We start from the raw sequence: 22,653 nt of genomic DNA on the forward strand, positions 1-22,653 counted from the left end.
CCCTTCATGATCACCAGACGATCGGAGGGCCGAGAGTGAGCGACCGGACGAGGCAGCGCTTACCCGCCCAGAAGGAACAACCGGGCGCGAGCGCGAGCCGGGAGGTTGCCGAGAAGCGAACCGCTGGCGAGAAGGCGTCCCTTGGTGAGCGGCAAGCCGCGGGCAACCGGTCCGCTGCCGAGATCGAGCGGGAGCTCACGGCCACGCGCGAACGCCTGGCCACCACGATCGACACACTGACCGAACGCATGCAGCCGAAGCAGATGGTCTCCCGCGGTGCGGCGAAGGCGAAGCTCGTGGTCATGACCCCCGACGGCCGGTTCCGTACCGGCCGGGTCGTGACGGCCGTGGTCGCCGCGGGTGCCGTGTTCGGTGCGCTCAAGCTGCTCCGCGGCCGGCTGCACGACGGCCCGACCGGTGGCGCCCGTCCGCGTACTCAGCGGCTCGGCCAGCCGCGTGGCCGGCAGCCACGTGGCCCGCGGCACCATCGCCGGCAGGGGAGACGTCGCTGAGCGTCGACCGACCAGACGGGGTCCCGCGGGTGGCTCATCCGTGCAGCTTCAGCCAGCCGACGACCGCCGCGACGACGGCACCGATCGCTCCGAGTCCGACCACGAGAGGGGTGGACACCCCGTCGCGGTTCTCTCCCGACGCGTCCACCGAGCCGGCCGGCATGATCGGCCCGGCGGGTGCCTGCGCGGCCAGCGAACGCTCGACCTCGGCGGTGAGCGGTTGGCTGCCGTCACACAGGCCGGCGGCGTACTGGTCGCGCTGGGGTTCGATGTCAAAGCTGTCGTGGGTGGCATAGATCACGAACGGTCCGGAGCCGTCCAGCTCCAGGCCGCAGGACGCGCCGGACTCCATCGTGACGATCTCCTGCCGCCGCTGTACCTCGCCCTTGTAGATCCTTTCCACCTCGAACGTCCAGACCTCCACACCCGTGCTCTCCCAGGGGAACCGGTCTTTCGAGGCCCGGTCAACGACTCGTCCGACGAAAACGGCGTCGGCGCGCGCGAACGCCTCGGCCGGGTTGGTCGGAACGCACGAACACGCGCACGCGGGTACGGGCGCGAGGACCACACCGCCGAGAGTGAGGAACGCGGCGACCATCCCGACGCCCAGAGTCCGTACGAGCAGAGCCCGTAGGAGCGGGGTCCGTACGAGCAGTGTCCGTACGAAGAGAGCCTTCCGGGGCGCGGTGAAGCGGGACATCGGAGCCTCCAGGGTCGGATTGATCTCTGGACGCTCTCTCTGCCCCGGTGGTTGCCCGGCTGGCCCAGGCAACGAAGAGGGCCGCCGTCGGGAGGTGCCCAGGCGGCCGGCGTCCACGCGGAGCCCGGGCCGTTGGCGATCGGTGGGCAAGGCGCCGTAATCTCTCACACCGTGACCGACACGTCGAACGGCCGGCTCCGCGCCGACAAGCTGCCGATCCGGATGCTGCACGACCGCGTCCTCGTCGTCCTGGACGCCGAGAGCGGTGAGCGTCGCTCGTCCGCGGGGATCGTGATTCCGGCGACCGCCAAGATGGGTAAGCGTCTTGCCTGGGCGAAGGTCGTGGCGATCGGACCACACGTCCGGTCGGTCGTCATCGACGACCGGGTCCTGTTCGATCCCGAGGACCGCGCGGAGATCGAGCTGCACGCCGAGGAGTACATCCTGCTGCGCGAACGTGACATCCACGCGGTTGCCTCCGAACGGCTCGAGGACGACCAGACCGGCCTCTACCTGTAGGGGACCGCCGGCCTGGGTACGTACGTCCTGCGAGCGACCGGCGGCCCGGGACAACCAGTGGGTGAGTCGAGGGTGTGATGAAGGGCCGACGGCCGGTGGCGGCGCTGGTACGCCGGGGCGAGGCGATCCTCGACGACGTGGCGCAGCGTTCCCGTGAGTCGCTCGGCACCCGCGTCCGACGGCTCGGGCGCACCCTGCTCCCGATCGTCCAGTCGGCCGTGGCGGCCGGTCTCGCGTGGTACGTCGCGACCCGCTTCGTCGGTCATCCGCAACCGTTCTTCGCCCCGATCGCGGCCGTGCTGTCGCTGGGAGTGTCCCTCGGCCAGCGGCTGCGCCGGTCCCTCGAGCTCGTGGTCGGCGTGGCCCTCGGCGTCCTCGTCGCCGAACTCCTCATCGGGGCGATCGGTCGCGGCGCCTGGCAGATCGGGCTGGTGGTGCTGCTCGCGATGGCGGCCGCCGTCCTCACCGGAGGTGGTCCGCTGCTCGTCAACCAGGGCGCCGCGTCGGCGATCCTCGTCGTCGCACTCGTGCCGGCGACCAGCACCGCGATGGCCGCCACGACCCGCTTCGTGGACGCCCTCGTCGGAGGTGCCATCGGCCTGCTGGTCAACGCGATCCTGCTGCCCGTCAACCCTGTCGTCGTGGCACGGCGCGCCGCTGGCCGGATGCTGGAGGAACTGGCCAGCACCCTTGACGACCTGGCATCGGCGCTCAACGCGAAGGACCGGTCCGCCGCCAACGCCGCCCTGGCTCGTGCCCGTCTCATCGAGGGTTCGTTCGGGGACTTTCGCGAGGCGCTCAGCGCCGGGAGGGAGATCGCCCGCATCGCGCCCGTGCGCTGGCGTGCCCGCGGTCATCTCACCTCGTACGTCGATGCCGTGACCGACCTCGACCATGCCGTACGCAACACCCGGGTCCTCGCCCGGCGCGTCATCGTGGTCATCCGGGACGACGAGCCGGTCCCACCCAACCTGGTGGCAGCGGTACGCCGGCTCGCCGAGTCCGTGCGTACGCTCCGCAACGAACTCGCCAGGGGAGTCGAACCGCGGGCGGCGAGGCGCGGCCTGGTCGACGCGGCCGAGTTGGCGACGTCGGCGGTCGACGCGTGCGGGTTCTCCGGCAAGGTCGTGGTCGCACAGGTACGGTCCTGCGTCCACGACCTGTTGCATGCCTCGGGGCTCGACCGCGCCGACGTCGACGAGATCCTCGCCGGTATCGACGACGTGGGATGAGGGCGCCCCGGCTGCGTCAGCGGTCGACGCCGGACGGAGTGCGGTCGTGGCGCTGCTCGGGTACGCCTGAGCCTTCCGCAGGTCCCGCCTCGGAGGAGACGGCCGGCTCGATCCGTACGGGTAGGCCGTGCTGCTGGCACAGGGCGAGGACGTTGTGCCCGTCGTAGAGCCGTAACGGCCGCCGGTGTGCGTAGTCGTACGCCTGCGGGTCGAGCCCGCCGGTCGTCAGGAGCATGCCGCCGTCGGCCCGCTCGCGGCGTACGGCGGAGGCAAGCCCGCGGACCTCCGAGGTCTCCAACCGGCCCTCTCCGCGGCGGACATGCACGACCTTGCGGCAGGCTTCGGCGCCCGAGGAGGACGCGAGGTAGCTGCCGGCCGCTCCGTCGAGCGCGACGACGGAGTAGCCCATGCGTTCCAGGAGCCGTTCGACGAGGCGCCAGAACTCCTCGATCGGTGCCGTCGCGAGGTTGGGTGCGCGGGTGGCCGCCGCCGGAGTCACGGACGGATCGGCGAGGTCGTAGGTGAGAATCGGCGTCACGCCGGCAAGCTCTTCCGGATAAGGGGAAACGTCTGCCCCGCACTGCTTGCGGACGAGCTCCAGCGGGTCGCTGAGGTTGTCGAGATTGAGTCGGCTGAAGCGTCGTCGCGAGGTACTCATGGTGATGAGGCACGCACTCGTGCCGTCCTCCGTGGTCACCATGCCGTTGAAGACGACGGTCTCCACGAGTCCCGCCGGGTCCGCGCCGAATGCGGTGTTGGCCGCGCGGAGCGCCATCTGGGCCAGCAGGTCGTGGTAGACATCGCGGAGTTCGCCGACCGAACGCCACTTGTAGACACCCACCGAGTCGGTGGCCTTGTTGAAGCGGAACTCCTTCTCCCGCGGCACGATGTCGGTGCTCGGAAGCTGCCACTCGATCAGCAGGAGTTTGGATTCGGGAACGTAGGCGAACCGCCGGTCGCGGGGAAAGCTGGACCGGTCCACGATGGTCGCGAACACCCGGGAGAAGTACTCGCTCACCCGGACACGGTCACCGGCAAGCACCGCGTCGCGGAACTCGTCGATGGACGCGTTGTGGGCAAGGGTCTTCTCGAGCACGGTGGCGTGTGTGTCGGCGTGGGAACGCTGCAGCTCCTCGATCCGGCGTTGCCGCTCCGCCTCGTCGGCACGGTAACGCTCCAGTGCGCTGGCGTACGCCGCCTCCGCCTCCGCCTCGGTCGTCCGCCGGGACGCGCGGGTCAGCAGCCGGGTGAGGAAGTTCGCCGGTCGGGGTGCGTACTCCTCCCAGTGCGGGAGGGGGTGGGGATCGGCGTCGCTGCCGAGATCGACGGTCGGTACGGACTTCTTCAACTGCTCGAAGTCGACGGGTTCGACCGGACGGGACAACGAGGCGTGCAGCAGGATCTTGAGGCGCTGCACCCGTTGCTCGGACTTCTCCGAGCGTACGACGGCGTCTTCGCTCATCTGCTGGATGTGGAGTTCTTCGCGGTGACGTTCCTGCGCCGTGAGCCGGCGTTTCGACTGGGTTCGCTGCCAACGTTTCACCATCGCGCGGCCCCCTCGTCAGGGAGAGACGGTCTTGTCACTTCGGTCGTGGCAGTGGGTCGCGTCAGCCGAGCGGTGGGCCGGGTACGGCCGGGGAAACGCGTGCGTACGGCACCTGAAAGGGCGGACGGTGCGCGGGCTGGTAAGTGCCCGCGGGCGTCGTCCGTGGTCGCCGTGTCGACGTGCCGGCCACTGTGGTGGCGCTGGCGTCTCATCGGGTCGCCCTCCGGGTTTGCCTCGGCGTCCGATCACGCTGTGTTCGTCTCTTGTAACATGCCGCTCCAACGTAGGCCAAGAGTCCGTATCGCGAGGTGAACGCCGCCCACTTGCGAGGGTTGTGACGAGTTTGCTCCGCCGTTGGTTCCAGAATGTGAGCAGTGGTGTTTGTGTCCCACTATCGACCAGGCTCTGGAGGCAAAAGTTCACCCATCGAGGGCTTGTGGGGAATGCCGCGTCGTGGGCGCATCCGCCGGCCGATGTGCATGCCGGTGCCGAACGCGGTCATCCGCGGCACCCGGGTCTGGTCTCGATGAGGGTGCCCTTCGTCTCATAGGTTCGGAGAAAGGGGTTCCGCATTCCGACCTGGAGCCCTCCCATCTCCCGAGGGAGTCGACGTGGCTGACTGGCGAGGGCAACCGGAGTCGCCGAGCGAGTTCGGCGTACTGCTGGCGAGTGACGTGCGGTTGGCGATGCGCGACGGCGCCGGGCTCGCCACGGACCTGTTCTTTCCGGCGGATCCCGCCGCGCCCGACTCCCGGGCAGCCGGGGCCTGTCCGGTTGTCCTCGTACGTACGCCGTACAACAAGCGGAGCCTCGCGATGCGCGAGCTCGGGGAGTACTTCGCCCGCCGTGGCTACGTGACGGCGATCCAGGACTGCCGGGGACGGTACGCCTCGGAGGGCACGTTCGACTTCCTCGTCCAGGAACCCCAGGACGGGTACGACACGATCGAGTGGCTCGGTGTCCAAGCCTGGTCGACCGGCGCGGTAGGCACGATGGGCACGTCGTACTCGGGATGGACCCAGACGGCGGCCGCCGCGCTGAACCCACCCCACCTCGCCGCGATGGTGGTCAACCAGTCCGGGTCGAACGCCTACACCAGTTCCGTACGCCACAACGGCGCAATGGAGTTGCGCTTTCTCAGTTGGGCGTTCATGGAGGCGGCGACGACGCCGGCGAACGCGCGCAACCCCGAGTTGACAGCCGCGCAGACGGCGGTCTCGGCGGCGGAGTGGCTTCGTCGACTGCCGCTGCGTCCAGGCCTGACGCCGCTCGCCCACTCGCCGTCGATCGAGCGCTGGGCGCTGGATCTCTACACCCGCGGGGACTATGAGGAGTTCTGGGAGCAGCCCGGCTTCCACGTCATGAAGCACTGGGACGACTTCGCCGACGTGCCGGTCCTGTTCTGCGGCGCATGGTACGACTCCTACACCCGCGCGACGATCGAGAACTTCACCGGGCTCTCGCAGCGCAAGAACGGTCCCGTCCACCTCGTCATGGGCCCGTGGACGCACGGTTCGACGACGGTGGACACGACGTTCGCCGGTGACGTCGAGTTCGGGGAAGCGGGCTCCCTCGCGGGCAACCTCGCCGACGACTTCCCGCACCTCCACCTCCGGTGGTTCGACCGCTGGCTGAAGGGCCTCGACAACGGCGTGGACCGGGAGGATCCCGTCCGCCTGTTCGTCATGGGCGCGGGCGACGGGTCACGGTCGCGCGAGGGGCGGCTCCGCCGCGGTGGCGAATGGCGTGGCGAGAAACAGTTCCCGCCGGCGGGCGTGGCCGAGGTCACGTACCACCTGCGGGGCGACGGGTCTCTCGGCACCGAACCTCCGGAGCCGACGTCCGGTGGCATCGCGGCCACAGCGGACAGCACGACGTTCTGCTACGACCCGGCCGATCCGGTGCCGACGATCGGCGGGAACATCTCCTCGCTCTCCGACCAGGTGCCGGTGCCGGACGCGCTCGCGGACCGCATCCCGTACGAAGAACGATGGGCGTCCATCGTCAAGGTCGGCGGGCAGGACCAGCGCACCGGGCCGGACGTGCTCGGCGCCTGGCCGCCCTACCTCCCACTGGGCGCGCGCGGGGACGTGGTGGTGTTCCAGACCGAGCCGCTCGCCGCCGACGTGACGGTGATCGGTCCGCTGTCGGCGGTGCTGTACGTCTCCTCGTCCGCGCCTGACACCGACTTCACGGTCAAGCTCGTCGACGTCTTTCCGCCTTCGGCGGACTACCCGCACGGGTACGCCGTGAACATCTCCGACTCGATCTTCCGGTGCCGTTACCGCAACGATCCCGCGCAACCGGAGCCGATGGTCCCCGGGGAGGTCTACCAGTTGCGCATCCCGATGTACGGCACCGGCGCGGTCTTCGGCAAGGGTCACCGGATCCGGGTCGACGTGTCGTCGAGCAACTTCCCGCGGTTCGACCCCAACCCCAACACCGGCGAACCGATCGGACGTCACCACCGGCACCAGGTAGCGGACAACACCGTCCACCACAGCGCCGCTCACCCCTCGCACGTCGTACTCCCCGTCCTGGCAGACTGATCGGCATGGGCGGATCGATCGCGGGGGAGATCCGCGTGCGGCTGGAGGCGCGGCGCCAGGAGCTGGTCGACCTGCTCGCCGAGTGGGTCAGCATCGAGTCCGGTTCGGACGATCCGGCGGGTCTTGCGGAGATGGCCGGCCGGCTCGAGCAGCGGTTCGGCGAGTTCGGAACGCTGACCCGTCACCCGCTCGGGCCGGGCGGGGCGCCGCACCTCTCGCTCACGGTGCCGGGCGCGGAGCCCGACGCCGCACCCGTCGTCGTCCTCGGCCACTACGACACGGTGTGGGCACGCGGCACGCTGTCCCGGATGCCGCTGCGGATCGAGGACGGCATCCTGACCGGTCCGGGAAGTTTCGACATGAAGAGTGGCCTGGTGCTGCTGCTGTACGCGCTCCGCGAGCTCAAGGCACAGGGACGCGCCCCACGGCGTCAGGTGCGGATTCTCCTCAGCTGCGACGAAGAGGTCAGCAGCCGGACGTCACGGGAGTTGATCGAAACCGCCGCGACCGGTGCCGCTGCCGCCTTCGTCCTGGAGTCGCCCCTGCCAGGTGGCGCGCTCAAGACCGCGCGGAAGGGCATCGCGACGTACCGGTTGGCGATCGGCGGTCGCGCCGCCCACGCGGGGATCGAACCCGACAAGGGAGCGAGCGCGATCGTCGAGCTAGCCCACCAGGTGCAGGCGCTCCACCGGCTGAACGATCGCGAGCGCGGCACCACCGTCAACGTCGGCGTGGTCCGCGGCGGCAGCCGTCCCAACGTCGTCGCGGCTCACGCAGAGGCCGAGATCGACGTCCGGGTCGCCACCGCGGCCGAGGCCAGCCGCGTCGAACAGGCGATCACCGGGCTGATCCCGGCAGTGACCGGTACGACACTGACGGTGCGGGTCGAGGCATCCCGCCCGCCGATGGAGTCGACTCCCGCCAGCCGACAGCTCTTCGCCCACGCCCGCGCGATCGCGGCCGGCATGGGAGTCGGCGACCTCGGGGAGGGCTCGACCGGTGGAGCCAGTGACGCCAACCTCGTCGCCGCCATGGGCGTACCCACCCTCGACGGCCTCGGCCCGGAGGGCGGCGGCGCGCACGCCGACCATGAGCACGTCCTGATCGAGAGCATGCCGCGCCGCGCCGCGCTTATCGCCGGTCTGCTGGCCGAGGTGTGAGCGGCGCTCGGCATCGGAGCAGTGGGAGCGGCGCTCAGCGTACGAGCATCACCATCACCCAGACGACGCCGAGTGCCGCGAACAGCACGAATTCGATCGCCTTCCAGCCGGCTTGCCGCACGATGGTCCCCCGAATCTTCCGCGTCAGTGTCCCGCTGGTGGGCCGGAGCCCCCTCGTCTCGGTGTGTCTGGCCGGCTGGGACGAGGTGAGCCCGTGGGACGGATCGGCCTCGTGACCTGCGTCGGCCGTGCGGCGGTCGTCGACAGGGAGTCCAGGATGACGGTGGGATCGCCCGTGCCGTCGACGACCTGTTGGGCGAGTTCGGCCAGTCGGAGCCGGTTGCTGCGGGCGTGGTGCCGGAGCGCGTTGAACGCCTGGTCGACGCTCAGACCGCTGCGCTGCGCCAGCATTCCCTTGGCCTGCTCGATGATGACGCGGCTGTCGAGGGCCCCCTGCAGTTGGCCGGCGACCTTGTGTGCCCGTCCCGCGGAGCTCTGGTGGAGTACGCCGATCGTCGCCAGGTCGGCCAGCGCCGTGGCGAGCCGTTGGTCGTCGTCGGAGAGGGGCTTCGGTTCGGCGCTGACGAACCCGAGCGCGCCGACCGTCAGCGTGCCCACCTTGAGCGGGAACGCATGAACCGCACGGGCGCCGGCCTCCCGCGCGCACAGTGCGTACTGCGGCCAGCGGGTAGGCGCCGCATCGAGATCGGTCTCGCTGACCGGCTCCTGAGTCTGGTAACTCTCCGTACAGGGTCCGCCTTCTGACTCCAGCTCGAAGAGGCGGGTCAGGGCATCGGACGTGGCACTGGTGGCCGCCGTCTGGAGTCGGCCGTACCGGTCGGCGAGCATCACACCGCTGGCGGCGATGTCCATCAGCGACATGCAGTGGTGGATCACGGCTCCGAGCGGGTCGAGTGAGCTCACATCGATTCCGGCGGAGTCGGCAAGCTCGATGGCCGCCTCGGCCACGGGTTGCTCTCCGGTCATGCTCTCGTCCCTTTCGCCTGCGCCAGCGCAGTCGCACCTGGCAACGCGAAGGGGCAGGCGACCGGCGCGCGGAGGGCCGGGCGACGCCGTGCGTGATCACTGCCGCTCATGCGTACCGGCCAAAGGCACGAGGTCCGGGCGCTCTGGTGCTGGTGGACGTGGTGGCGTTTTCGTCGCTGAGGTCGTGTCTCGCGACTCGATCTACCCGGTTTGACGACGGATAGTCATCCATGTGTTCAAGACCTGGAAGGACACTCGTTCCTGGTGACGCTCTCATGGACGCGGCACTCGAAGGTCGTCGACCAGGCCCGCGGTCACGGAGACGTCGATGCCGTGCCGCTCGGCGGCCCGCAGCACGGCACCGCCGATCGCGTCCAGCTCGATCGCGCGGCCGGCTTCGGCGTCGCGCAACATCGACGATTTCAGGGTCTCCGGCATCCGGTCCAGGCCCACGACGACCGTCTCCGCGTCGACGGTGCCACCCGACGCTTGGGCGACCTCGCTGATCTCGTCGATGACCGCCAGCATGGTGGACCGCCGGTCGTTGCGTACGACCCCGATCGGTGCGCGGGCGTGGGTGGTCAGCAACGCCATCGGGGCGAGGAACGACGCCTTGTTCCACAGGATCGCCGTCTCGTCAGCGCGCACCGACGCGTCGAGGCCGACCTCGGCGAACAGACCGGCAAGCTGGTCGAGCCGTTGCCGCTCCACCGTGACGCTCGCCAGCTCGATCCGCGCGAACGGGCTGGCGTGCTCGATGCGTCCCGGCGCGACGCGGGTCGACTCCACGACGATGGTGCCGGCGACCGCCGACGCCGTCGGGTAGCGCTCGCGCAGGAGCGACATGTGGTCGACGCCGTTGAGGAACGGCACGAGCAGACCCGCGCCGGACGCGTCGGCGGGCAGGCGGGTGAGGGCATCGCCGAGTGCGGTGGCCTTGACGGTGATGAGGCAGGCGGCGACAGGTTCGCGGAGCTGGGTGTCGGCCTCGACCGGAACGGTGAAGTCGCCGAATGCCGTACTGGTGACGGTGAGGCCGGTCTCCCGCAGGGCCGCCGCCGTCGCGGGCCGGGCAAGGAACACCACCCGGTGCCCGGCACGGGCGAGCAACCCGCCGAGCAGTCCGCCGACACCGCCAGGACCAAGGACAGCCACCGTGTCGTTCGCCATGGCGACCATCCTGGCCTACGTGGCGGGGGTGATCCCGGGCGCGTGCGGACACGTCCTCCCTACACTTTTTCGATGGCCACCGCGCATCTGATCTACGGCTACATCGGAGCCGGCAAGACGACCTACGCCCAGAGCCTGGCCGAGCGCCTCGGGGGCGTCCGGTTCAGTACGGATGAGTGGGTCGCCACGCTCTACGACGAGGACGAGAGCCGGATCCCGGACATGGCGCCGCTGATCCGCCGGGTCGAGACGGTGATGGAACCGCTCTGGTGTCGGTGCCTGTCGCTCGGCGTCGACGTCGTACTCGACCTGGGGTTCTGGGCACGGAGCAAGCGGGACACCGCCCGTCGCCTCGCCGAGCGGTGTGGCGCCTCGTCCCGGCTGCACCATGTGCGCTGTCGCGACCGGGAGGTGGCGTGGGCGCGCGTCGAGCGACGCAACCACGATCCGCGGGGCAGCATCCGGATGTCGCGCCACACCTTCGACGTTCTCGAGGCCAAGGTCGAACCGCCGGGCGAGGACGAGGACCATGTCCTGATCGAAACCTGACGGGGTGGCCACCAGCGCTCGTGGCTACCGACGGACGTACGCCCCGGCTCGGGCCGCCGCGGCGGTGGCTTCGGCGGCGCGATCCGCGGCGGTGGTGTCGAGGGGATCGCCGCCTGTCAGCAGGCGGTAGTAGAGCGGAGCGGACACGGCCCGGATCACCTCGTGGGCGTCGGTGCGCGCCGGTACCTCCCCCCGGTCGATGGCCTGGTCGACGCACGGCGCCCATTCCGCGACCCGCGTGTCGTAGAAGCGCCGCAGGGCTCCGGCCGTCCGGTCGTCACACGTCGCCGCGGCGATGATCGCCTTGAACAGCGCTCCCTGGCGGCGGTCGCTCAGGGTCCGCTGGACGAGGCGCGCGTTGGCTTTGAGGTCGCCGATCAGCGTGCCCGTCTCGGTGCGAGGCGAGGACTGCTCGGCCATGTCCACGAGCAGATCGGCGACGAGGCTGGCCGCGGTTCCCCAGCGGCGGTAGACGGTCGTCTTGCCCACGTTCGCCCGATGCGCGACGTCGGCGAGGTCCAGGTGGGCCAGTCCGTTCTCGGCGAGGGCGTCCCCCGCTGCCTGGAGTACGACCGCCCGCACTCTTGCCGTCCGTCCTCCAGGGCGGATGGTGCCGGGGCCGGCATTCTCGGCGCCCATAACGGGTCTCCAGTTTCGTTAACGACGGAGGCGTGCTAGGTTGACTACACCCAGCTTAACGGAACTACTGGACCGTTAGCGGCTGGCGTTCTGTCGTGTCGCGGGAAGGAACGTGGTCATGGAATTCAGACGGTTGGGCAGCTCCGGACTCATGGTCCCCGCGCTCAGCTTCGGCGCCGGCACGTTCGCCGGCCAGGGCCCGCTGTTCGGGGCCTGGGGCCAGACGGATGCCGACGAGGCTCGCCGTCTCGTGGACATCTGCCTGGACGCCGGCGTCACGATGTTCGACACGGCCGACGTCTATTCGAACGGCGCGTCCGAGGAGGTCCTCGGCCAGGCTGTCGCGGGCCGGCGGGACCGGGTGATCCTCTCCACCAAGACCAGCCTGCCGATGGGCGACGGGCCCGACCAGGCCGGTTCGTCGCGGTCGCGCCTGATCAGGGCGTGTGAGGACGCGCTGCGGCGCCTCGGCACCGACTACCTCGACCTCTTCCAGTTGCACGCGTTCGACGCCGGTACGCCGATCGAGGAGGTGCTGTCCACCCTCGACGACCTCGTACGCACCGGAAAGGTCCGCTACGTCGGCGTCTCCAACTTCTCCGGCTGGCAGGTGATGAAGTCGCTGTCCGTCGCGGAGAAGTACGGCTACCCCCGCTATGTCGCGCATCAGGTCTACTACTCGCTCGTCGGCCGCGACTACGAGTGGGAGCTCATGCCCCTCGGGCTCGACCAGGGTGTCGGCGCCCTCGTGTGGAGCCCGCTCGGCTGGGGGAGGCTCACCGGCAAGATCCGTCGCGGCCAACCGCTGCCGGCCGGCAGTCGGCTGCACGAGACCGCGGACTTCGGTCCACCCGTCGACGACGAGCGCCTCTTCGGTGTGGTGGACGTTCTCGACGAGCTTGCCAAGGAGACCGGCAAGGCGATTCCGCAGATCGCCCTCAACTGGCTGTTGCGGCGACCGACGGTCGCCTCGGTCATCGTCGGTGCCCGCAACGAAGCCCAGTTGCGTCAGAACCTCGGCGCCGTCGGCTGGACGCTCACCTCGGACCAGCTGGCGAGGCTCGACGCGGCCAGCGCGCTGACCGCGCCCTATCCGTACTTTCCCTACCAGCGGCAGGAAGGCTTCGCCCGACTCAGCCCTCCGGCGACGGGCGCGTCGTCCTAGGCCCGGACAGGTGGGTCAGGTCTGTCGCCGGACGCGGCGGAAGAAGGTTCGTACGTCGTCGATGAGCAGGTCGGGCGCCTCCATGGCGGCGAAGTGCCCCCCGCGGTCGAACTCTGACCAGTGCACCAGGGTGTGCTCGCGTTCGGCGATCCGCCGGATCGCGGGGTCGGACGGGAAGATGGCGAGTCCCGTCGGCACCGGTGCCCTTCTGTCCGACGCGTCCTGCTGGCCCTCCATCTCCCTCTCCGCCCGCGTCTCGTAGTAGAGGTGTGCCGAGGATGCGCCCGTTCCCGTCAGCCAGTACAACGTGACGTTGGTGAGCAGTTGGTCCAACTCGACGGCAGACTCGGGCAGATCCTTGGCCGGGTCGGTCCACTCCCGGAACTTCTCCACGATCCAGGCGAGCTGGGCGACCGGTGAGTCGCTCAGTCCGTACGCCACGGTCAGCGGCCGCGTGGACTGGATGTCGGCGTATCCCGTTCCGTCGCGTCTGATGCATTCGGCCGCGGCGATCCGCGCCCGTTCGACATCGGTGAAGTTGTCGACGTCGAACGAGCCCAGGTCCGGAAACGCCAACCCGCCGTTGATGTGGACGCCGACCACCCGGTGGGGTGCCACCCTGCCCAGCTCGGGTGACACGACCGAACCGGTGTCGCCGCCCTGAGCGCCGAATCGGGGGTATCCGAGCCGACTCATCAGCTCGACCCACGCGAGGGCGATCCGGCGGTGGTTCCAGCCCGGTTCGGCAAGGGGGATGGAGAACCCGAATCCGGGCACGGACGGCGCCACGACGTGGAACGCATCCGCCGGGTCACCGCCGTGGGCGCGGGGATCGGCGAGCGGGCGGATGACCTTCATCAGCTCGACGACGGACCCCGGCCATCCGTGCGTGACGATGAGCGGAAGGGCGTCTGGCTCGGGGGAGCGTACGTGCAGGAAGTGCACCAGCTGCCCGTCGATCCGGGTGGTGAACTGTGGGAACTCGTTGAGCTTCGCCTCCCAGGTGCGCCAGTCGTAGGAATGCCGCCAGTGGTCCGCCAGTGGTTTCAGGTAGTCGCCGGGAACGCCGCGGTCCCACCCGACGCCCGGTGGCTGCGTGGGCCACCGTGCATGGTCGAGGCGGGCATGCAGATCGTCGAGTGCCGCCTGCGGAACCTCGATGCGGAACTCTCGAATCTCCGTCACAGTGTCCTTTTCTCAGCGGTCGACGCTGGCTGCGTGAGTCGCGTGGGTCGCGTGGGTCGCCTGGGTCAGGCGGTCAGCAGGCCGATGCCGAGGCTGACCACGCCCGCGGCGAGGGAGAGCGCACCGATCCACAGTATCCAGATCAACCGGTTGGGCCCGGTGGCATTCCTCCCGGCGGAGGCGGCGAAGAACCCGGCGGACATGAGGACCGCGGCGACGGGAATACCCAGCCGGGCGGTCCACAACGCCAGCCCGGTGAGGCCGGTGGCATCCGCGTAGAGCAGGCCGACCAGGCTCAGGATCACGAGGACGCCCGCATGGCCGTGCCCGGCGCGAGCGAACGACTTCTGGAAGTCGGTCATCGGCACCTGGCCGCGGGCGATCCGGGTCATGAACCAGCCGCCGACCTGGATGGTGACGATGGTGAGGAGAACGGCCCCGGCGACCAGCCGGGACTCGGCACTGAGAGCCACGGTTTCCACGGCGTACTCCTTCTGCGAAATCAGGATGGGATGACGGTCAGCGGGATGCGACGGCTGGCGGTGCGGACTCGGAGCGGCGCAGGTGCCGGCGCAGCAAGCGCCGGATCGCTGTGCTGTCCGCCGACCGGGCGACCCAGACGACGAGGGCGATGTAGAGGATCTGCTCGGGAATCCGCAGCCACAACGGCGTGGGCTCCTCTCCGTTGAACGGCACGCTGGCGACGGCGGCGTAGATGTTCGCGGGAAGCAGGAGGACGAAGAGGGCGGCGAGGCTGAGTCCGGCCGCCCAGCGGGTCGCGGTCAGCACCAGGCCGAGAGCGCCGAGCAGTTCGAGTACGCCGGTCAGGTACACCATCGCGTCGGGGAACGGGACCAGCGGCGGCACCATGCGTACGAGATCGGCGTGGTTGGGCATCACAGTGACGCCCGCCGGGACGAAATGCGCACTCGCGGTGACGACGAGCATGACGGCCATCGCGGGTGCGGCGCTGGCCGGCCAGGTGGCGAATCGGCGGACTCCGAACGTGCCGAGGAGGCGGAAGCCCAGGAGGGCGACCGCCAGGACGAGTAAGACCATGATCTTTCCGTTCGTGATGGATAGTGGTGCTATCCGCATATGGATACTGCCACTATCCATGATGGGCACGGAGAAGGCAAACCCTTATCCCGGAGCGCCCCTCACCCACGCGCCGCCTCAGCGGGCTCATCGCCGGCACCGGGGTCCGTGTGGGGGAACGAGTGATGTTCGTGTGTGACAACCCATCGGCCGTTCTCCTTGCACAGGCCCAGGGTCAGCCGCAGCCGGTTCTCGGGATTGTCGGCGAACTCCTGCGGTGTCCCACACCGCAGCAGGGCGTACGCGAATGCGATGTCCTCGCCCGCGGTGATGTGCAGGGACTCGATCTCGAACGAGGCGCCTTGACGCTGCCATTCGAAGAATCCCGGCCAGGTCTCGCGGTAGGCATCGATGCCACATACGCCTGCGTACGGTGGCGGCACGTCGAACATCACGATGTCGTCGGTGTGGTCGACCAGGACGCCACCCAGGTCACCGGTGTGGACCGCGTCCGCCCAGCTTTCGATCAGCGTGCGGATCTGTTCCTCGTTGGTAGGCATGGTCGTCGATCCTTCCCAGCCGATGCTGTGTTGGGGTTCGGTCGCTACTACAACCCGCGCCGGGACGAGAAATCATCGCGGCGGCCCGAAAACCGAGCTCGATCGCATCGAGGAACGATCATGGTTGCCGTCTCGAGTCCCCGGTCACCTCCTGATCGGAGGAAAGGCGGACCTGCGGTGACCCCTGCCCTGTCGGCTGACGCTCCGTGGTATCCACGGTGTGGGCACGTGGCATGCCGCCCGTGCCGCAACGCCCGTGCCGCAACGCCCGTGCCGCAACGCCCGGCGGCACACGTCTTGAGGAGTGCACTCTCGTGTCTGCGTTCGTTCCCGGCCTGGAACTGAGCCGGCGGTTCTACCAGGAAGCCGTCCGGCCGATCCTGGACGCGGAGTTCCCCGGTCTTCCCCACAGCGCGGCGCTCCTCGGCCGCGGCTCGGAGGTCCTGGGCTTCGACGACGAGATGTCGGGGGACCACAACTGGGAGCCGCGCGTCCTGGTCTTTCTGCGGGAAGAAGACCACGCCCGCCACAGTGAGGCCATCGACGAAATCCTGCGTCAAGGAGTACCGCCTCGGTTCCAGGGCCATCCGACCGACTACGGGATCCACACGCTGCGCGGCTACTTTCGCGAACGCCTGGACGTCGATATCGACGGCGAGATCGGTGCGCGCGACTGGCTGACCTTCTCTGAGCAGGGCCTCCGTATGGTCACCGCCGGAGCGGTCTATCACGATGAGGTCGGCCTGCAAAACGTCCGCGACCGCTTCGCCTACTATCCGCGGGACGTGTGGTTCTACCTGCTGGTGGCGGGTTGGTGGCGTATTCACCCCGAAGCCAACCTGGTCGGCAGGGCCGGTTCCGTGGGAGACGAGCTCGGATCGGCGCTCATCGGATCCCGGCTGGTGCTCGATCTGATGCGGCTGTGCTTCCTGATGGAACGGCAGTACGCGCCCTATTCGAAGTGGTTCGGGACGGCTTTCTCCCGGCTGGCCTGCGCCGCCGAGCTGTCGCCGATTCTGTGGCAGGCGCTTCAGGCAGAGACGTGGCCGGAACGCGAGAACGCGCTGATGGCTGCCTACGAACAGGTCGCAGCGATGCACAACGCACTGAACATCACCCCACCCGTGCCCACCGAGGTGCACCACCTGTGGGACCGTCCTTTCAAGGTGATCTGGGGCGACTTTCCCGGCGCGCTCGGCGCCCAGATCCAGGACCCTGCCGTGAAGCGCATCGCCGAACGATGGCCCGCCGGCGGCGTCGACCAGTTCAGGGACCTTCTGCTGGCTCCCGGTAGCCGCAGCCTGCTGCTCCGCCTGTTTGAGTAGGTTCGCGGCACGAGGCTTGCGCAAGCAGTTTGCTCTCCGCGGGGACCTCGGCGTCCTCAGTGGTGGAACAACCGGAGGCCGGTACGGGCGAGAGCGATCTGATGCTCGCGGCAGGCGTCCTCCACTTCGTTGGAACGGATCGATCCGCCTGGCTCGGCGATGTAGCCGACGCCGTGCCGGTGTGCATGGTCGACGTTGTCGCGGAACGGCAAGGCGCCGTCCGAGACGAGCGCGACCCCACTCAAGCCAGTCAGCCACTGCCTGTGTTGGGCGTCTGTCAGCGCGGGTGCGGGCTTGGAGAGTGCGCTCGCCATTCGCGTACTCTCGTCCGGTGTGAGGTCGCCCTCGACGAAGCGGATCTGCCAGTTGATCCGGTCCTGACGCCTGATGTACGGCTGGAACGCGAGCGCGCGGACCGCCGGGTGGCGTCGAAGCCACCAGGTGTCGGTCTTCGCGCCGGCCAGGCGGGTGCAGTCCACGCGGGACTGCTGGCCGGCACCGATCCCCAGAGTCGCCCCACCACGCAGGTAACACACCGAGTTGGACTGCGTGTAGCGCAGGACCGCCAAGCCCAGCAGGAGATCCGCCGATGCCGTCGCGGGCAGCGCACCGCACACGACGTTGTCCAGCAGCGTCGTGGAGAGCGTCACCTCGTCGCGTTGCTGGAACAGCCGCAGGCCGAACACGTCCCGTGCCTCGCACGCAGGGGGTCTGTAGGTTTCGTCTGCTTCCATGACCAGGAAGCGGCCATTCTTTTTCTTGCTGAGCGTCGCGACGGTGCCGGGGGCATAGCCGGGAGCGACGATGCCGTCGCAGACCACGTTGGTCAGCAGCGTGGCGAGTTCGGTGTCGACCGGGTGTGAGACGGCGGCGAAATCACCGTAGGAGGATTTCGGGTCGGCGTCGCGGGCACGCAGGTACGCGCTGGTGAGCGCGCCGACCTGCTCGCGGTCGATGGCGTAGAGCTCGGCGGTGACGTCATCGACGGGTCCGGCCACGGCCGCGCCGGCCGGCGAGACGTGCTTGAAGGAAGCAGCCGCTGGTCGGTGCAGGGCTCGGCTGGCGTCCAGCACCAGTTGCCAGCTGTTCAGCGCGTCCAGCATGTTGATGAACGACGGGTTGCCCTGCAGCACCCGGACCGGCCACTGGCCGGGGCGCACTGGCGCGGCGTTGGCCGCCTGCTGCGGGTTGATTCCGTAACGCAGATCCACGTCGTAGCCTCCTGGGTGTCAGCCGGACATCACTGACGGAGGCGCCCAGGCGGTCGACGCTCACGCGGGAAACGGCCGCTCCCTGGTGGTTGTCCACCTTCGCCAGTTGCGGCCAGGCCGAATCCTACCCGGCGAGGATCTCCTCGAGAACGAACGACGCGTCCGCCGGCAGGCCGTCGCCGTCGCGAACCGCCCAGGCGCAGACGACCAGGGCCTTCCAGAGCGCCCAGCCTTGTCCACGCTGCCAGGTCGCCTCGTCCACCTCCAGCCGATCGCGGAACGCGGCCCGGCTCTTGCCGGTCAGCATCGTCCAGGCGATCGCCAGGTCGCAGGCCGGGTCTCCGACCCCGCAGGTGCCGAAGTCTATGACGGCCGCGAGCGCACGGTCCTTCACCAGAAGGTTTCCCGAGGCGATGTCACCGTGGAACCAGACCGGCCGGTTGTCCCACGAGGCTCGCAACGCCCGTTCCCAGATCTCCTCGGCGGTCTCGGTCCGGATCAGGCCGTCCAAGGTCTCCAGAGAGGCCCGGGCCCACCCGTCATAGGTCGTCAGTGGTCCGCCACGGAACCAGTTGTGCAGCCCCGGGCCCGGTCCGCCTGTCGGGTCGATCCGCTGCAGGGACACCAGGAACTCCGCTAGGTCGATGGCGAACGCCGTCATGTCCTCGACGACGGCACGGTCCGCGGGTTCGCCACCGAGCCACCGATAGACCGACCAGTCGTGCGGAAAGCCCTTATCGGGTACGCCTCTGGCCAGCGGAACCGGGATCTCCAACGGCAACGCGGGGGCGAGAACCGGCAGCCACCGGTGTTCCTTCTCCACCGCCAGCGCGTACTCCTCGGCAGTCGGCAGCCGCACCAGCATCTCGTCACCGAGGCGGAAGGTGCAGTTGTCCCAACCCTGCGCATCGACCGGCCGGACCTCGAGGTCGGCCCACTGCGGGAACTGCGCGGCGATCAACCTGGACGCCACTGCGGCGTCGACCGGTTTCCTGTCCGGCAATGGCAGGACCTCGGGCGTCTCGTTCATCGAGGGCCGACCGTACGACGCCCCATCGGATCACCGCAAGCCGATTTCCGATCGCCCCGAACTCGGCTCGGTAGTCCCATGGGCTTCACGTGGGCGGCGTACCGAGAAAGATGATCGTCATCGGTCTCCCATCGGTCGTGGCTCCTTGGTGCAAGAGGGCGTGGCTGCCGTTAGCCATGACCAGGGGGTGGGTCCGAGGTCGTCGGCGTCGGCGCTGGTGGCGTGCTTGACGTTGGTGGCGAGTGCCCAGCTTCGTCTGAGGGGCGTGAGCCGGAGGGCGTGGCCGAGGATGTCTCTTAGTTCCTGGCGGCTGGCGTAATCAGTCCACGCCTGAAGATATGAGTCGATGATCATCTGCAGCGACGGATGGTTGAGACTGTCGCTGAAAGGGCCTGGCAGTGACCATCGACGGTGACATTCGAAGAGGGGCGCCATGAGGGATAGGAACGGATGGGTCCAAGCAGCGTCGCCAAAGTCGATGAAGCGGTGGTGGCCGCCGGGGGTACGGGCGGCCAGGACGTTGCCTGGCCAGAGATCGCCGTGGTCGACGCAGGACGGGATGGGCGAGTTGACGAGGACAGTCCCGGACTCAGTGAGCGCGTCGAGCTTCGTGAGCAGCAGATCCTTTTGCAGGGCGGTGATGCGTCGTGGGTCCGATCTGGGCAGCGCATGCAGGATGCCGGCGAGTTGCTCGGCCTCATGGGCTGCACCGGCCGGATCCCAAGCCGGTAGGCCGGCTGCCTCGGCTTGGCGTTGACGGCCGATAGTGGCGTGCTGCAGGTGGGCGTAGTCGGTAACCATCGAGGCGACGGCTTCGGGACTAGGACCTTCTGGCGACTGACTCGCCTCTCCCATCGTGGGCCCACCGTCAGTGAACAGGATGCGCGCTGTCGCAGGATCGTAAGCGAGCGGCCGGTCCACGTATTCGGGCGCCGCGTCGGCACAGAATGTGTGAACGGATCCTTCGACGTTCCTGGCACTCGTCGTTTGCTTGAGCAGCACGTCCCCCCGGTTCGTCGGAATGCGCCAAACCCACGACCAGCGCTGGTCTGACAGGTCGGACATCGCGCCGGCTGGACGGAAACCAAGCCGGTCGAGCTGCAGATGAGCCCAGTTCTCGGCAGCGTCGCGCCAGAGCCTCGATCCCCACTCGTGCCCCGTACCCTCCTCAGGGCTCACGGATCGGCTCCGTGTCGATCTTCTGCCGCATCGTCCACCCTCCCCGCCACGTGACGGGCAGCCTATTTCGTGCCCGCGCCATCGCTAAGGGCCCGGTGAGGCGGCGGCCTCAGGATGGTCTTGGGCAGCCAGGGCCGCCGACAGGCCGGCGTACGCGACGCCGCTATCCCTCTGGTACGCGGCTGGCAGTTCGCGGACGGCGTCGCATCCTGATGCCGCCCTGCGGCCAGCCGTTCTCGCTCACGCAAGTCCAAGAATTCCGCTTCCAATGGCCACTGCGTCGAGGTCGCCCCCGGTGTCCACGGCGCCCTACCCTCACCGCCGTTGCGGCGTTCCCCAGCGGATGTCGACAAGCTCGCCTAGCCGGTCCTTGAGGGCAAGAGCAACGTCCTCGTGAGTCTTACTGAGAGTGACCTCGTACCGACATGCCGCGGGGTCAAGGCCGAAAGCCATACCAACCGTTGAGGCATCCGGATGCCAATCTCGTGCACGCAATACCTCCTCCGCGGCGAGCAAGTCGGCGACGCTGACCTTCGTGGCCTCGACTCGAACGGCCACACCGCTGGGCCCGGACGCCGCAGTCAGCCTGCGGGCGAGCCGCTCCATATCGACCATCGCTGGATCGACGACAATCACAAGACTCCTTGACGCGTCGTCGAGCGCGGTGCCGACGTAGCCTCGCGAAAGCGGGCCACCGGGTGCCTCCTTCGCAGACTCACCGAACTCGTCGGCCACCGCCTCTCCCACAGCCTGGATGCTGTCTTGTGCGTGCCGCCCGTTCCGCCAGGACATGTCCCGTGCACCTTCCAGATCCGTGGTAGCTGGCAGCCACCGATCAGAACGAAAACCAGTGCCGTCCCGATCAGCCACTTGGTCGCCACGCACGCATCCTAGGCCCGCCTCGAAGCATTCGAAGGTTGACTTGGGGAGCTGGGGCGCGTTCCTCGGACGGGCCGGCGCGGTCGCAGACGGTACGCATGACTGGCTGAGCCGTCTCAGGTCGAGGTCTTCTCCGGGGCCGCTGCCCCCTGGACTCCGCCCCACTCCGTCAACCCGTCAGCATTGAGCGATAGCAGCGGCTCATCATGACTGCCTGACCGAAAACCGTTGGCTGCCCGTGCTCTACGAAGGGGAGACTCTCCGTGGTGGTGCTTCACGAAAACGAGGTCGCGGTCGACGACACTGTTGTCCGGACGCTCCTGAGGGAACAACGCCCTGAGTGGGCTGATCTGCCATTGTCCGCAGCGGGCGCGGGCAAGGAGAACGTCATGTACCGGCTCGGCGATGAGCTGGTCGTGCGGCTTCCACGAACCGTCGACACCGCCCGCTCGGTGCAGAAGGAGCAGGAGTGGCTCCCTCGCCTGGCACCCCTGCTTGCTTACTCGGTCCCTGAGCCGGTCTACGCCGGAACCCCTACCAGCACGTTCCCGCTCGTCTGGTCGGTCTACCGCTGGATAGACGGTGAGCTAGTCGGCGCAGGCAGCGTGCGAGACTGGGCAAGGTTGGGCGCGGACCTGGCAGGGTTCGTTCGGGAGTTGCACAGCATCGACCTGATGGGATCAACTCGCACTGGCGACCTCAGCTGGTACCGCGGTGGCTACTTGCCGGAACTCGAGTGGGTTAGCAGCTGCTTTGACGAGTGCCGAACCACTCTGGGATCCCAGCTGGACGTTGAGACGTTGGAGCAGTTGTGGCGAGCCGCTCTGGCCCTTCCCGAGCCATGCGGACATACGTGTGGCTCCACGGTGACCTCAGACCCAGCAAACTGTTAGCGCGGGACGGCATGCTGCATGCTGTCATTGACTTTGGAAGCCTCACGGTCGGTCATCCCGACGCCGAGCACGCCACCGTCTGGGGCCTGCCGCCGGAGGCACGACAGGCCTACTGGAACACCCTGAACCTCGACGATCTGACCTGGACCCGCGCTCGTGCCTGGGCGATCGCCATCATCTTGTACTACGGGCGCACCTGGCCCGCCTTCGTCACCGAATGCCAAGCGCTCTTTCAAGAGATACTCACCGACGCAGCAGCGCGGCGAGACGGCATGGACGGGTAGATCATGCGCTCTACCTGGGCATCCGCGTGCAGAGCCGTGACTTGCCGTACTGAGCGTGACTTGCACGACACCGGTTGGTGTCACAACCGGTGTCACGCGCTTGCGGGCGGCGGGCACGTCGGTAAGCAGAGCAACGCTGACACCTGACAACCCGGCACGCCGATGGCGGGCTGGTGGGACGTGGCTGCGGAGGATGGGCGGTTCACAGCCGCACGCAGCCGGTACACAGCGTTCTGGCGGCCCCGCCGATGGTCAGGATGCCAGAGGGGCAGCGCTCGCTCGACAACGGCTGCCACGTCATAGAAGCGGGAGAAGACCCGGTTAGCAGGCGTTGGTCGTCC

General features: G+C 68.6%; 23 protein-coding genes and 1 riboswitch. Of the genes, 10 read left to right on the forward strand and 13 right to left on the reverse strand.

Going from position 1 to position 22,653, the window contains the following annotated elements; genetic code table 11:
- The first annotated feature begins 35 nt into the window (after positions 1-35).
- Positions 36-512 carry a DUF3618 domain-containing protein gene (locus tag ABNF93_RS08665; protein ID WP_349327276.1) on the forward strand — a complete coding sequence of 159 codons (477 nt, stop codon included), beginning with the start codon at positions 36-38 and terminating at the stop codon, positions 510-512.
- A gap of 34 nt (positions 513-546) precedes the next feature.
- On the opposite strand, the gene ABNF93_RS08670 is transcribed toward ABNF93_RS08665, so the two are convergent.
- Entirely contained in the window at positions 547-1,212 is a 666-nt protein-coding gene (locus ABNF93_RS08670; RefSeq protein WP_349327277.1) for a hypothetical protein, read from the reverse strand.
- A 222-nt stretch (positions 1,213-1,434) separates the two neighbouring features.
- Between ABNF93_RS08670 and ABNF93_RS08675 the strand changes: the two genes are divergently transcribed.
- A complete protein-coding gene (locus ABNF93_RS08675) occupies positions 1,435-1,731 on the forward strand; it encodes a GroES family chaperonin (protein WP_349327334.1) in 297 nt (98 codons plus the stop codon).
- Between the two features lie 77 nt (positions 1,732-1,808).
- Entirely contained in the window at positions 1,809-2,963 is a 1,155-nt protein-coding gene (locus ABNF93_RS08680) for an FUSC family protein (RefSeq protein WP_349327278.1), read from the forward strand.
- A gap of 16 nt (positions 2,964-2,979) precedes the next feature.
- Here ABNF93_RS08680 and ABNF93_RS08685 read toward each other — a convergent pair whose 3' ends face one another.
- Positions 2,980-4,509, reverse strand: coding sequence for a restriction endonuclease (locus ABNF93_RS08685; protein ID WP_349327279.1), 1,530 nt, complete (start codon positions 4,507-4,509; stop codon positions 2,980-2,982).
- 611 nt (positions 4,510-5,120) lie between these two features.
- Between ABNF93_RS08685 and ABNF93_RS08690 the strand changes: the two genes are divergently transcribed.
- Together ABNF93_RS08690 and ABNF93_RS08695 are read left to right on the forward strand one after the other, a co-directional pair.
- Positions 5,121-7,058, forward strand: a complete 1,938-nt coding sequence (locus ABNF93_RS08690) for a CocE/NonD family hydrolase (RefSeq protein WP_349327280.1) — start codon at positions 5,121-5,123, stop codon at positions 7,056-7,058.
- 5 nt (positions 7,059-7,063) lie between these two features.
- Positions 7,064-8,218 (forward strand): M20 family metallopeptidase, encoded by a 1,155-nt coding sequence (locus ABNF93_RS08695; RefSeq protein WP_349327281.1) that lies wholly within the window; start codon positions 7,064-7,066, stop codon positions 8,216-8,218.
- Positions 8,219-8,362: 144 nt separating this feature from the next.
- Here ABNF93_RS08695 and ABNF93_RS08700 read toward each other — a convergent pair whose 3' ends face one another.
- Both ABNF93_RS08700 and ABNF93_RS08705 read right to left on the reverse strand, forming a co-directional pair.
- Entirely contained in the window at positions 8,363-9,205 is an 843-nt protein-coding gene (locus tag ABNF93_RS08700; protein ID WP_349327282.1) for an ANTAR domain-containing protein, read from the reverse strand.
- 273 nt (positions 9,206-9,478) lie between these two features.
- Positions 9,479-10,375: a ketopantoate reductase family protein gene (locus ABNF93_RS08705; protein ID WP_349327283.1), complete on the reverse strand. Its 897-nt coding sequence runs from the start codon at positions 10,373-10,375 to the stop codon at positions 9,479-9,481.
- 72 nt (positions 10,376-10,447) lie between these two features.
- Between ABNF93_RS08705 and ABNF93_RS08710 the strand changes: the two genes are divergently transcribed.
- Positions 10,448-10,924 (forward strand): P-loop nucleotide/nucleoside kinase family protein, encoded by a 477-nt coding sequence (locus ABNF93_RS08710; RefSeq protein ID WP_349327285.1) that lies wholly within the window; start codon positions 10,448-10,450, stop codon positions 10,922-10,924.
- A 24-nt stretch (positions 10,925-10,948) separates the two neighbouring features.
- Here the strand turns inward: ABNF93_RS08710 and ABNF93_RS08715 are convergent, their stop codons facing one another.
- A complete protein-coding gene (locus ABNF93_RS08715) occupies positions 10,949-11,563 on the reverse strand; it encodes a TetR-like C-terminal domain-containing protein (RefSeq protein ID WP_349327286.1) in 615 nt (204 codons plus the stop codon).
- Positions 11,564-11,681: 118 nt separating this feature from the next.
- Here ABNF93_RS08715 and ABNF93_RS08720 point away from each other — a divergent pair, with 118 nt between their 5' ends.
- On the forward strand, positions 11,682-12,728 hold the full coding sequence (locus tag ABNF93_RS08720) for an aldo/keto reductase (protein WP_349327288.1): 1,047 nt from the start codon (positions 11,682-11,684) through the stop codon (positions 12,726-12,728).
- Positions 12,729-12,743: 15 nt separating this feature from the next.
- Here ABNF93_RS08720 and ABNF93_RS08725 read toward each other — a convergent pair whose 3' ends face one another.
- The 4 genes from ABNF93_RS08725 to ABNF93_RS08740 all read right to left on the reverse strand — a co-directional run bounded on the left by ABNF93_RS08725 (position 12,744) and on the right by ABNF93_RS08740 (position 15,511).
- Positions 12,744-13,913: an epoxide hydrolase family protein gene (locus ABNF93_RS08725; RefSeq protein ID WP_349327290.1), complete on the reverse strand. Its 1,170-nt coding sequence runs from the start codon at positions 13,911-13,913 to the stop codon at positions 12,744-12,746.
- 65 nt (positions 13,914-13,978) lie between these two features.
- On the reverse strand, positions 13,979-14,395 hold the full coding sequence (locus tag ABNF93_RS08730) for a hypothetical protein (RefSeq protein ID WP_349327291.1): 417 nt from the start codon (positions 14,393-14,395) through the stop codon (positions 13,979-13,981).
- Between the two features lie 37 nt (positions 14,396-14,432).
- Entirely contained in the window at positions 14,433-14,972 is a 540-nt protein-coding gene (locus tag ABNF93_RS08735) for a DoxX family protein (protein WP_349327292.1), read from the reverse strand.
- 101 nt (positions 14,973-15,073) lie between these two features.
- Positions 15,074-15,511 carry a YybH family protein gene (locus ABNF93_RS08740; RefSeq protein WP_349327293.1) on the reverse strand — a complete coding sequence of 146 codons (438 nt, stop codon included), beginning with the start codon at positions 15,509-15,511 and terminating at the stop codon, positions 15,074-15,076.
- Between the two features lie 314 nt (positions 15,512-15,825).
- On the opposite strand from ABNF93_RS08740, the gene ABNF93_RS08745 reads away from it, so the two are divergent.
- Complete coding sequence (locus ABNF93_RS08745) at positions 15,826-16,836, forward strand: DUF4037 domain-containing protein (protein WP_349327294.1); 1,011 nt, start codon at positions 15,826-15,828, stop codon at positions 16,834-16,836.
- A gap of 56 nt (positions 16,837-16,892) precedes the next feature.
- On the opposite strand, the gene ABNF93_RS08750 is transcribed toward ABNF93_RS08745, so the two are convergent.
- The 4 genes from ABNF93_RS08750 to ABNF93_RS08765 all read right to left on the reverse strand — a co-directional run bounded on the left by ABNF93_RS08750 (position 16,893) and on the right by ABNF93_RS08765 (position 20,991).
- The gene (locus ABNF93_RS08750; RefSeq protein WP_349327295.1) at positions 16,893-18,047 is read right to left on the reverse strand and encodes a phosphoribosylaminoimidazolecarboxamide formyltransferase; all 1,155 of its coding nucleotides are present in this window, start codon (positions 18,045-18,047) and stop codon (positions 16,893-16,895) included.
- 36 nt (positions 18,048-18,083) lie between these two features.
- Positions 18,084-18,167, reverse strand: a riboswitch (ZMP/ZTP riboswitch).
- Between the two features lie 4 nt (positions 18,168-18,171).
- Positions 18,172-19,077 (reverse strand): aminoglycoside phosphotransferase family protein, encoded by a 906-nt coding sequence (locus tag ABNF93_RS08755; RefSeq protein ID WP_349327296.1) that lies wholly within the window; start codon positions 19,075-19,077, stop codon positions 18,172-18,174.
- 117 nt (positions 19,078-19,194) lie between these two features.
- Complete coding sequence (locus tag ABNF93_RS08760; RefSeq protein WP_349327297.1) at positions 19,195-19,932, reverse strand: phosphotransferase family protein; 738 nt, start codon at positions 19,930-19,932, stop codon at positions 19,195-19,197.
- A gap of 639 nt (positions 19,933-20,571) precedes the next feature.
- A complete protein-coding gene (locus ABNF93_RS08765) occupies positions 20,572-20,991 on the reverse strand; it encodes a hypothetical protein (protein WP_349327298.1) in 420 nt (139 codons plus the stop codon).
- Positions 20,992-21,401: 410 nt separating this feature from the next.
- On the opposite strand from ABNF93_RS08765, the gene ABNF93_RS08770 reads away from it, so the two are divergent.
- The gene (locus ABNF93_RS08770) at positions 21,402-22,028 is read left to right on the forward strand and encodes a phosphotransferase (protein ID WP_349327299.1); all 627 of its coding nucleotides are present in this window, start codon (positions 21,402-21,404) and stop codon (positions 22,026-22,028) included.
- Positions 22,029-22,039: 11 nt separating this feature from the next.
- On the forward strand, positions 22,040-22,312 hold the full coding sequence (locus ABNF93_RS08775) for a protein kinase family protein (RefSeq protein ID WP_349327300.1): 273 nt from the start codon (positions 22,040-22,042) through the stop codon (positions 22,310-22,312).
- Positions 22,313-22,653 lie beyond the last annotated feature (341 nt).

The sequence above is a fragment of the Actinopolymorpha sp. B9G3 genome (genome assembly GCF_040120725.1).
Lineage (GTDB): Bacteria > Actinomycetota > Actinomycetes > Propionibacteriales > Actinopolymorphaceae > Thermasporomyces.

What these genes read in the sequence shown, in the direction of transcription:
- ABNF93_RS08670 (WP_349327277.1), bottom strand. Translation starts at nt 1,212, where the DNA reads ATGTCCCGCTTCACCGCGCCCCGGAAGGCTCTCTTCGTACGGACACTG.
- ABNF93_RS08675 (WP_349327334.1), top strand. Translation starts at nt 1,435, where the DNA reads ATGCTGCACGACCGCGTCCTCGTCGTCCTGGACGCCGAGAGCGGTGAG.
- ABNF93_RS08680 (WP_349327278.1), top strand. Translation starts at nt 1,809, where the DNA reads ATGAAGGGCCGACGGCCGGTGGCGGCGCTGGTACGCCGGGGCGAGGCG.
- ABNF93_RS08685 (WP_349327279.1), bottom strand. Translation starts at nt 4,509, where the DNA reads ATGGTGAAACGTTGGCAGCGAACCCAGTCGAAACGCCGGCTCACGGCG.
- ABNF93_RS08695 (WP_349327281.1), top strand. Translation starts at nt 7,064, where the DNA reads ATGGGCGGATCGATCGCGGGGGAGATCCGCGTGCGGCTGGAGGCGCGG.
- ABNF93_RS08700 (WP_349327282.1), bottom strand. Translation starts at nt 9,205, where the DNA reads ATGACCGGAGAGCAACCCGTGGCCGAGGCGGCCATCGAGCTTGCCGAC.
- ABNF93_RS08705 (WP_349327283.1), bottom strand. Translation starts at nt 10,375, where the DNA reads ATGGCGAACGACACGGTGGCTGTCCTTGGTCCTGGCGGTGTCGGCGGA.
- ABNF93_RS08710 (WP_349327285.1), top strand. Translation starts at nt 10,448, where the DNA reads ATGGCCACCGCGCATCTGATCTACGGCTACATCGGAGCCGGCAAGACG.
- ABNF93_RS08715 (WP_349327286.1), bottom strand. Translation starts at nt 11,563, where the DNA reads ATGGGCGCCGAGAATGCCGGCCCCGGCACCATCCGCCCTGGAGGACGG.
- ABNF93_RS08720 (WP_349327288.1), top strand. Translation starts at nt 11,682, where the DNA reads ATGGAATTCAGACGGTTGGGCAGCTCCGGACTCATGGTCCCCGCGCTC.
- ABNF93_RS08735 (WP_349327292.1), bottom strand. Translation starts at nt 14,972, where the DNA reads ATGGTCTTACTCGTCCTGGCGGTCGCCCTCCTGGGCTTCCGCCTCCTC.
- ABNF93_RS08740 (WP_349327293.1), bottom strand. Translation starts at nt 15,511, where the DNA reads ATGCCTACCAACGAGGAACAGATCCGCACGCTGATCGAAAGCTGGGCG.
- ABNF93_RS08755 (WP_349327296.1), bottom strand. Translation starts at nt 19,077, where the DNA reads ATGAACGAGACGCCCGAGGTCCTGCCATTGCCGGACAGGAAACCGGTC.
- ABNF93_RS08760 (WP_349327297.1), bottom strand. Translation starts at nt 19,932, where the DNA reads ATGGGAGAGGCGAGTCAGTCGCCAGAAGGTCCTAGTCCCGAAGCCGTC.
- ABNF93_RS08775 (WP_349327300.1), top strand. Translation starts at nt 22,040, where the DNA reads ATGCTGCATGCTGTCATTGACTTTGGAAGCCTCACGGTCGGTCATCCC.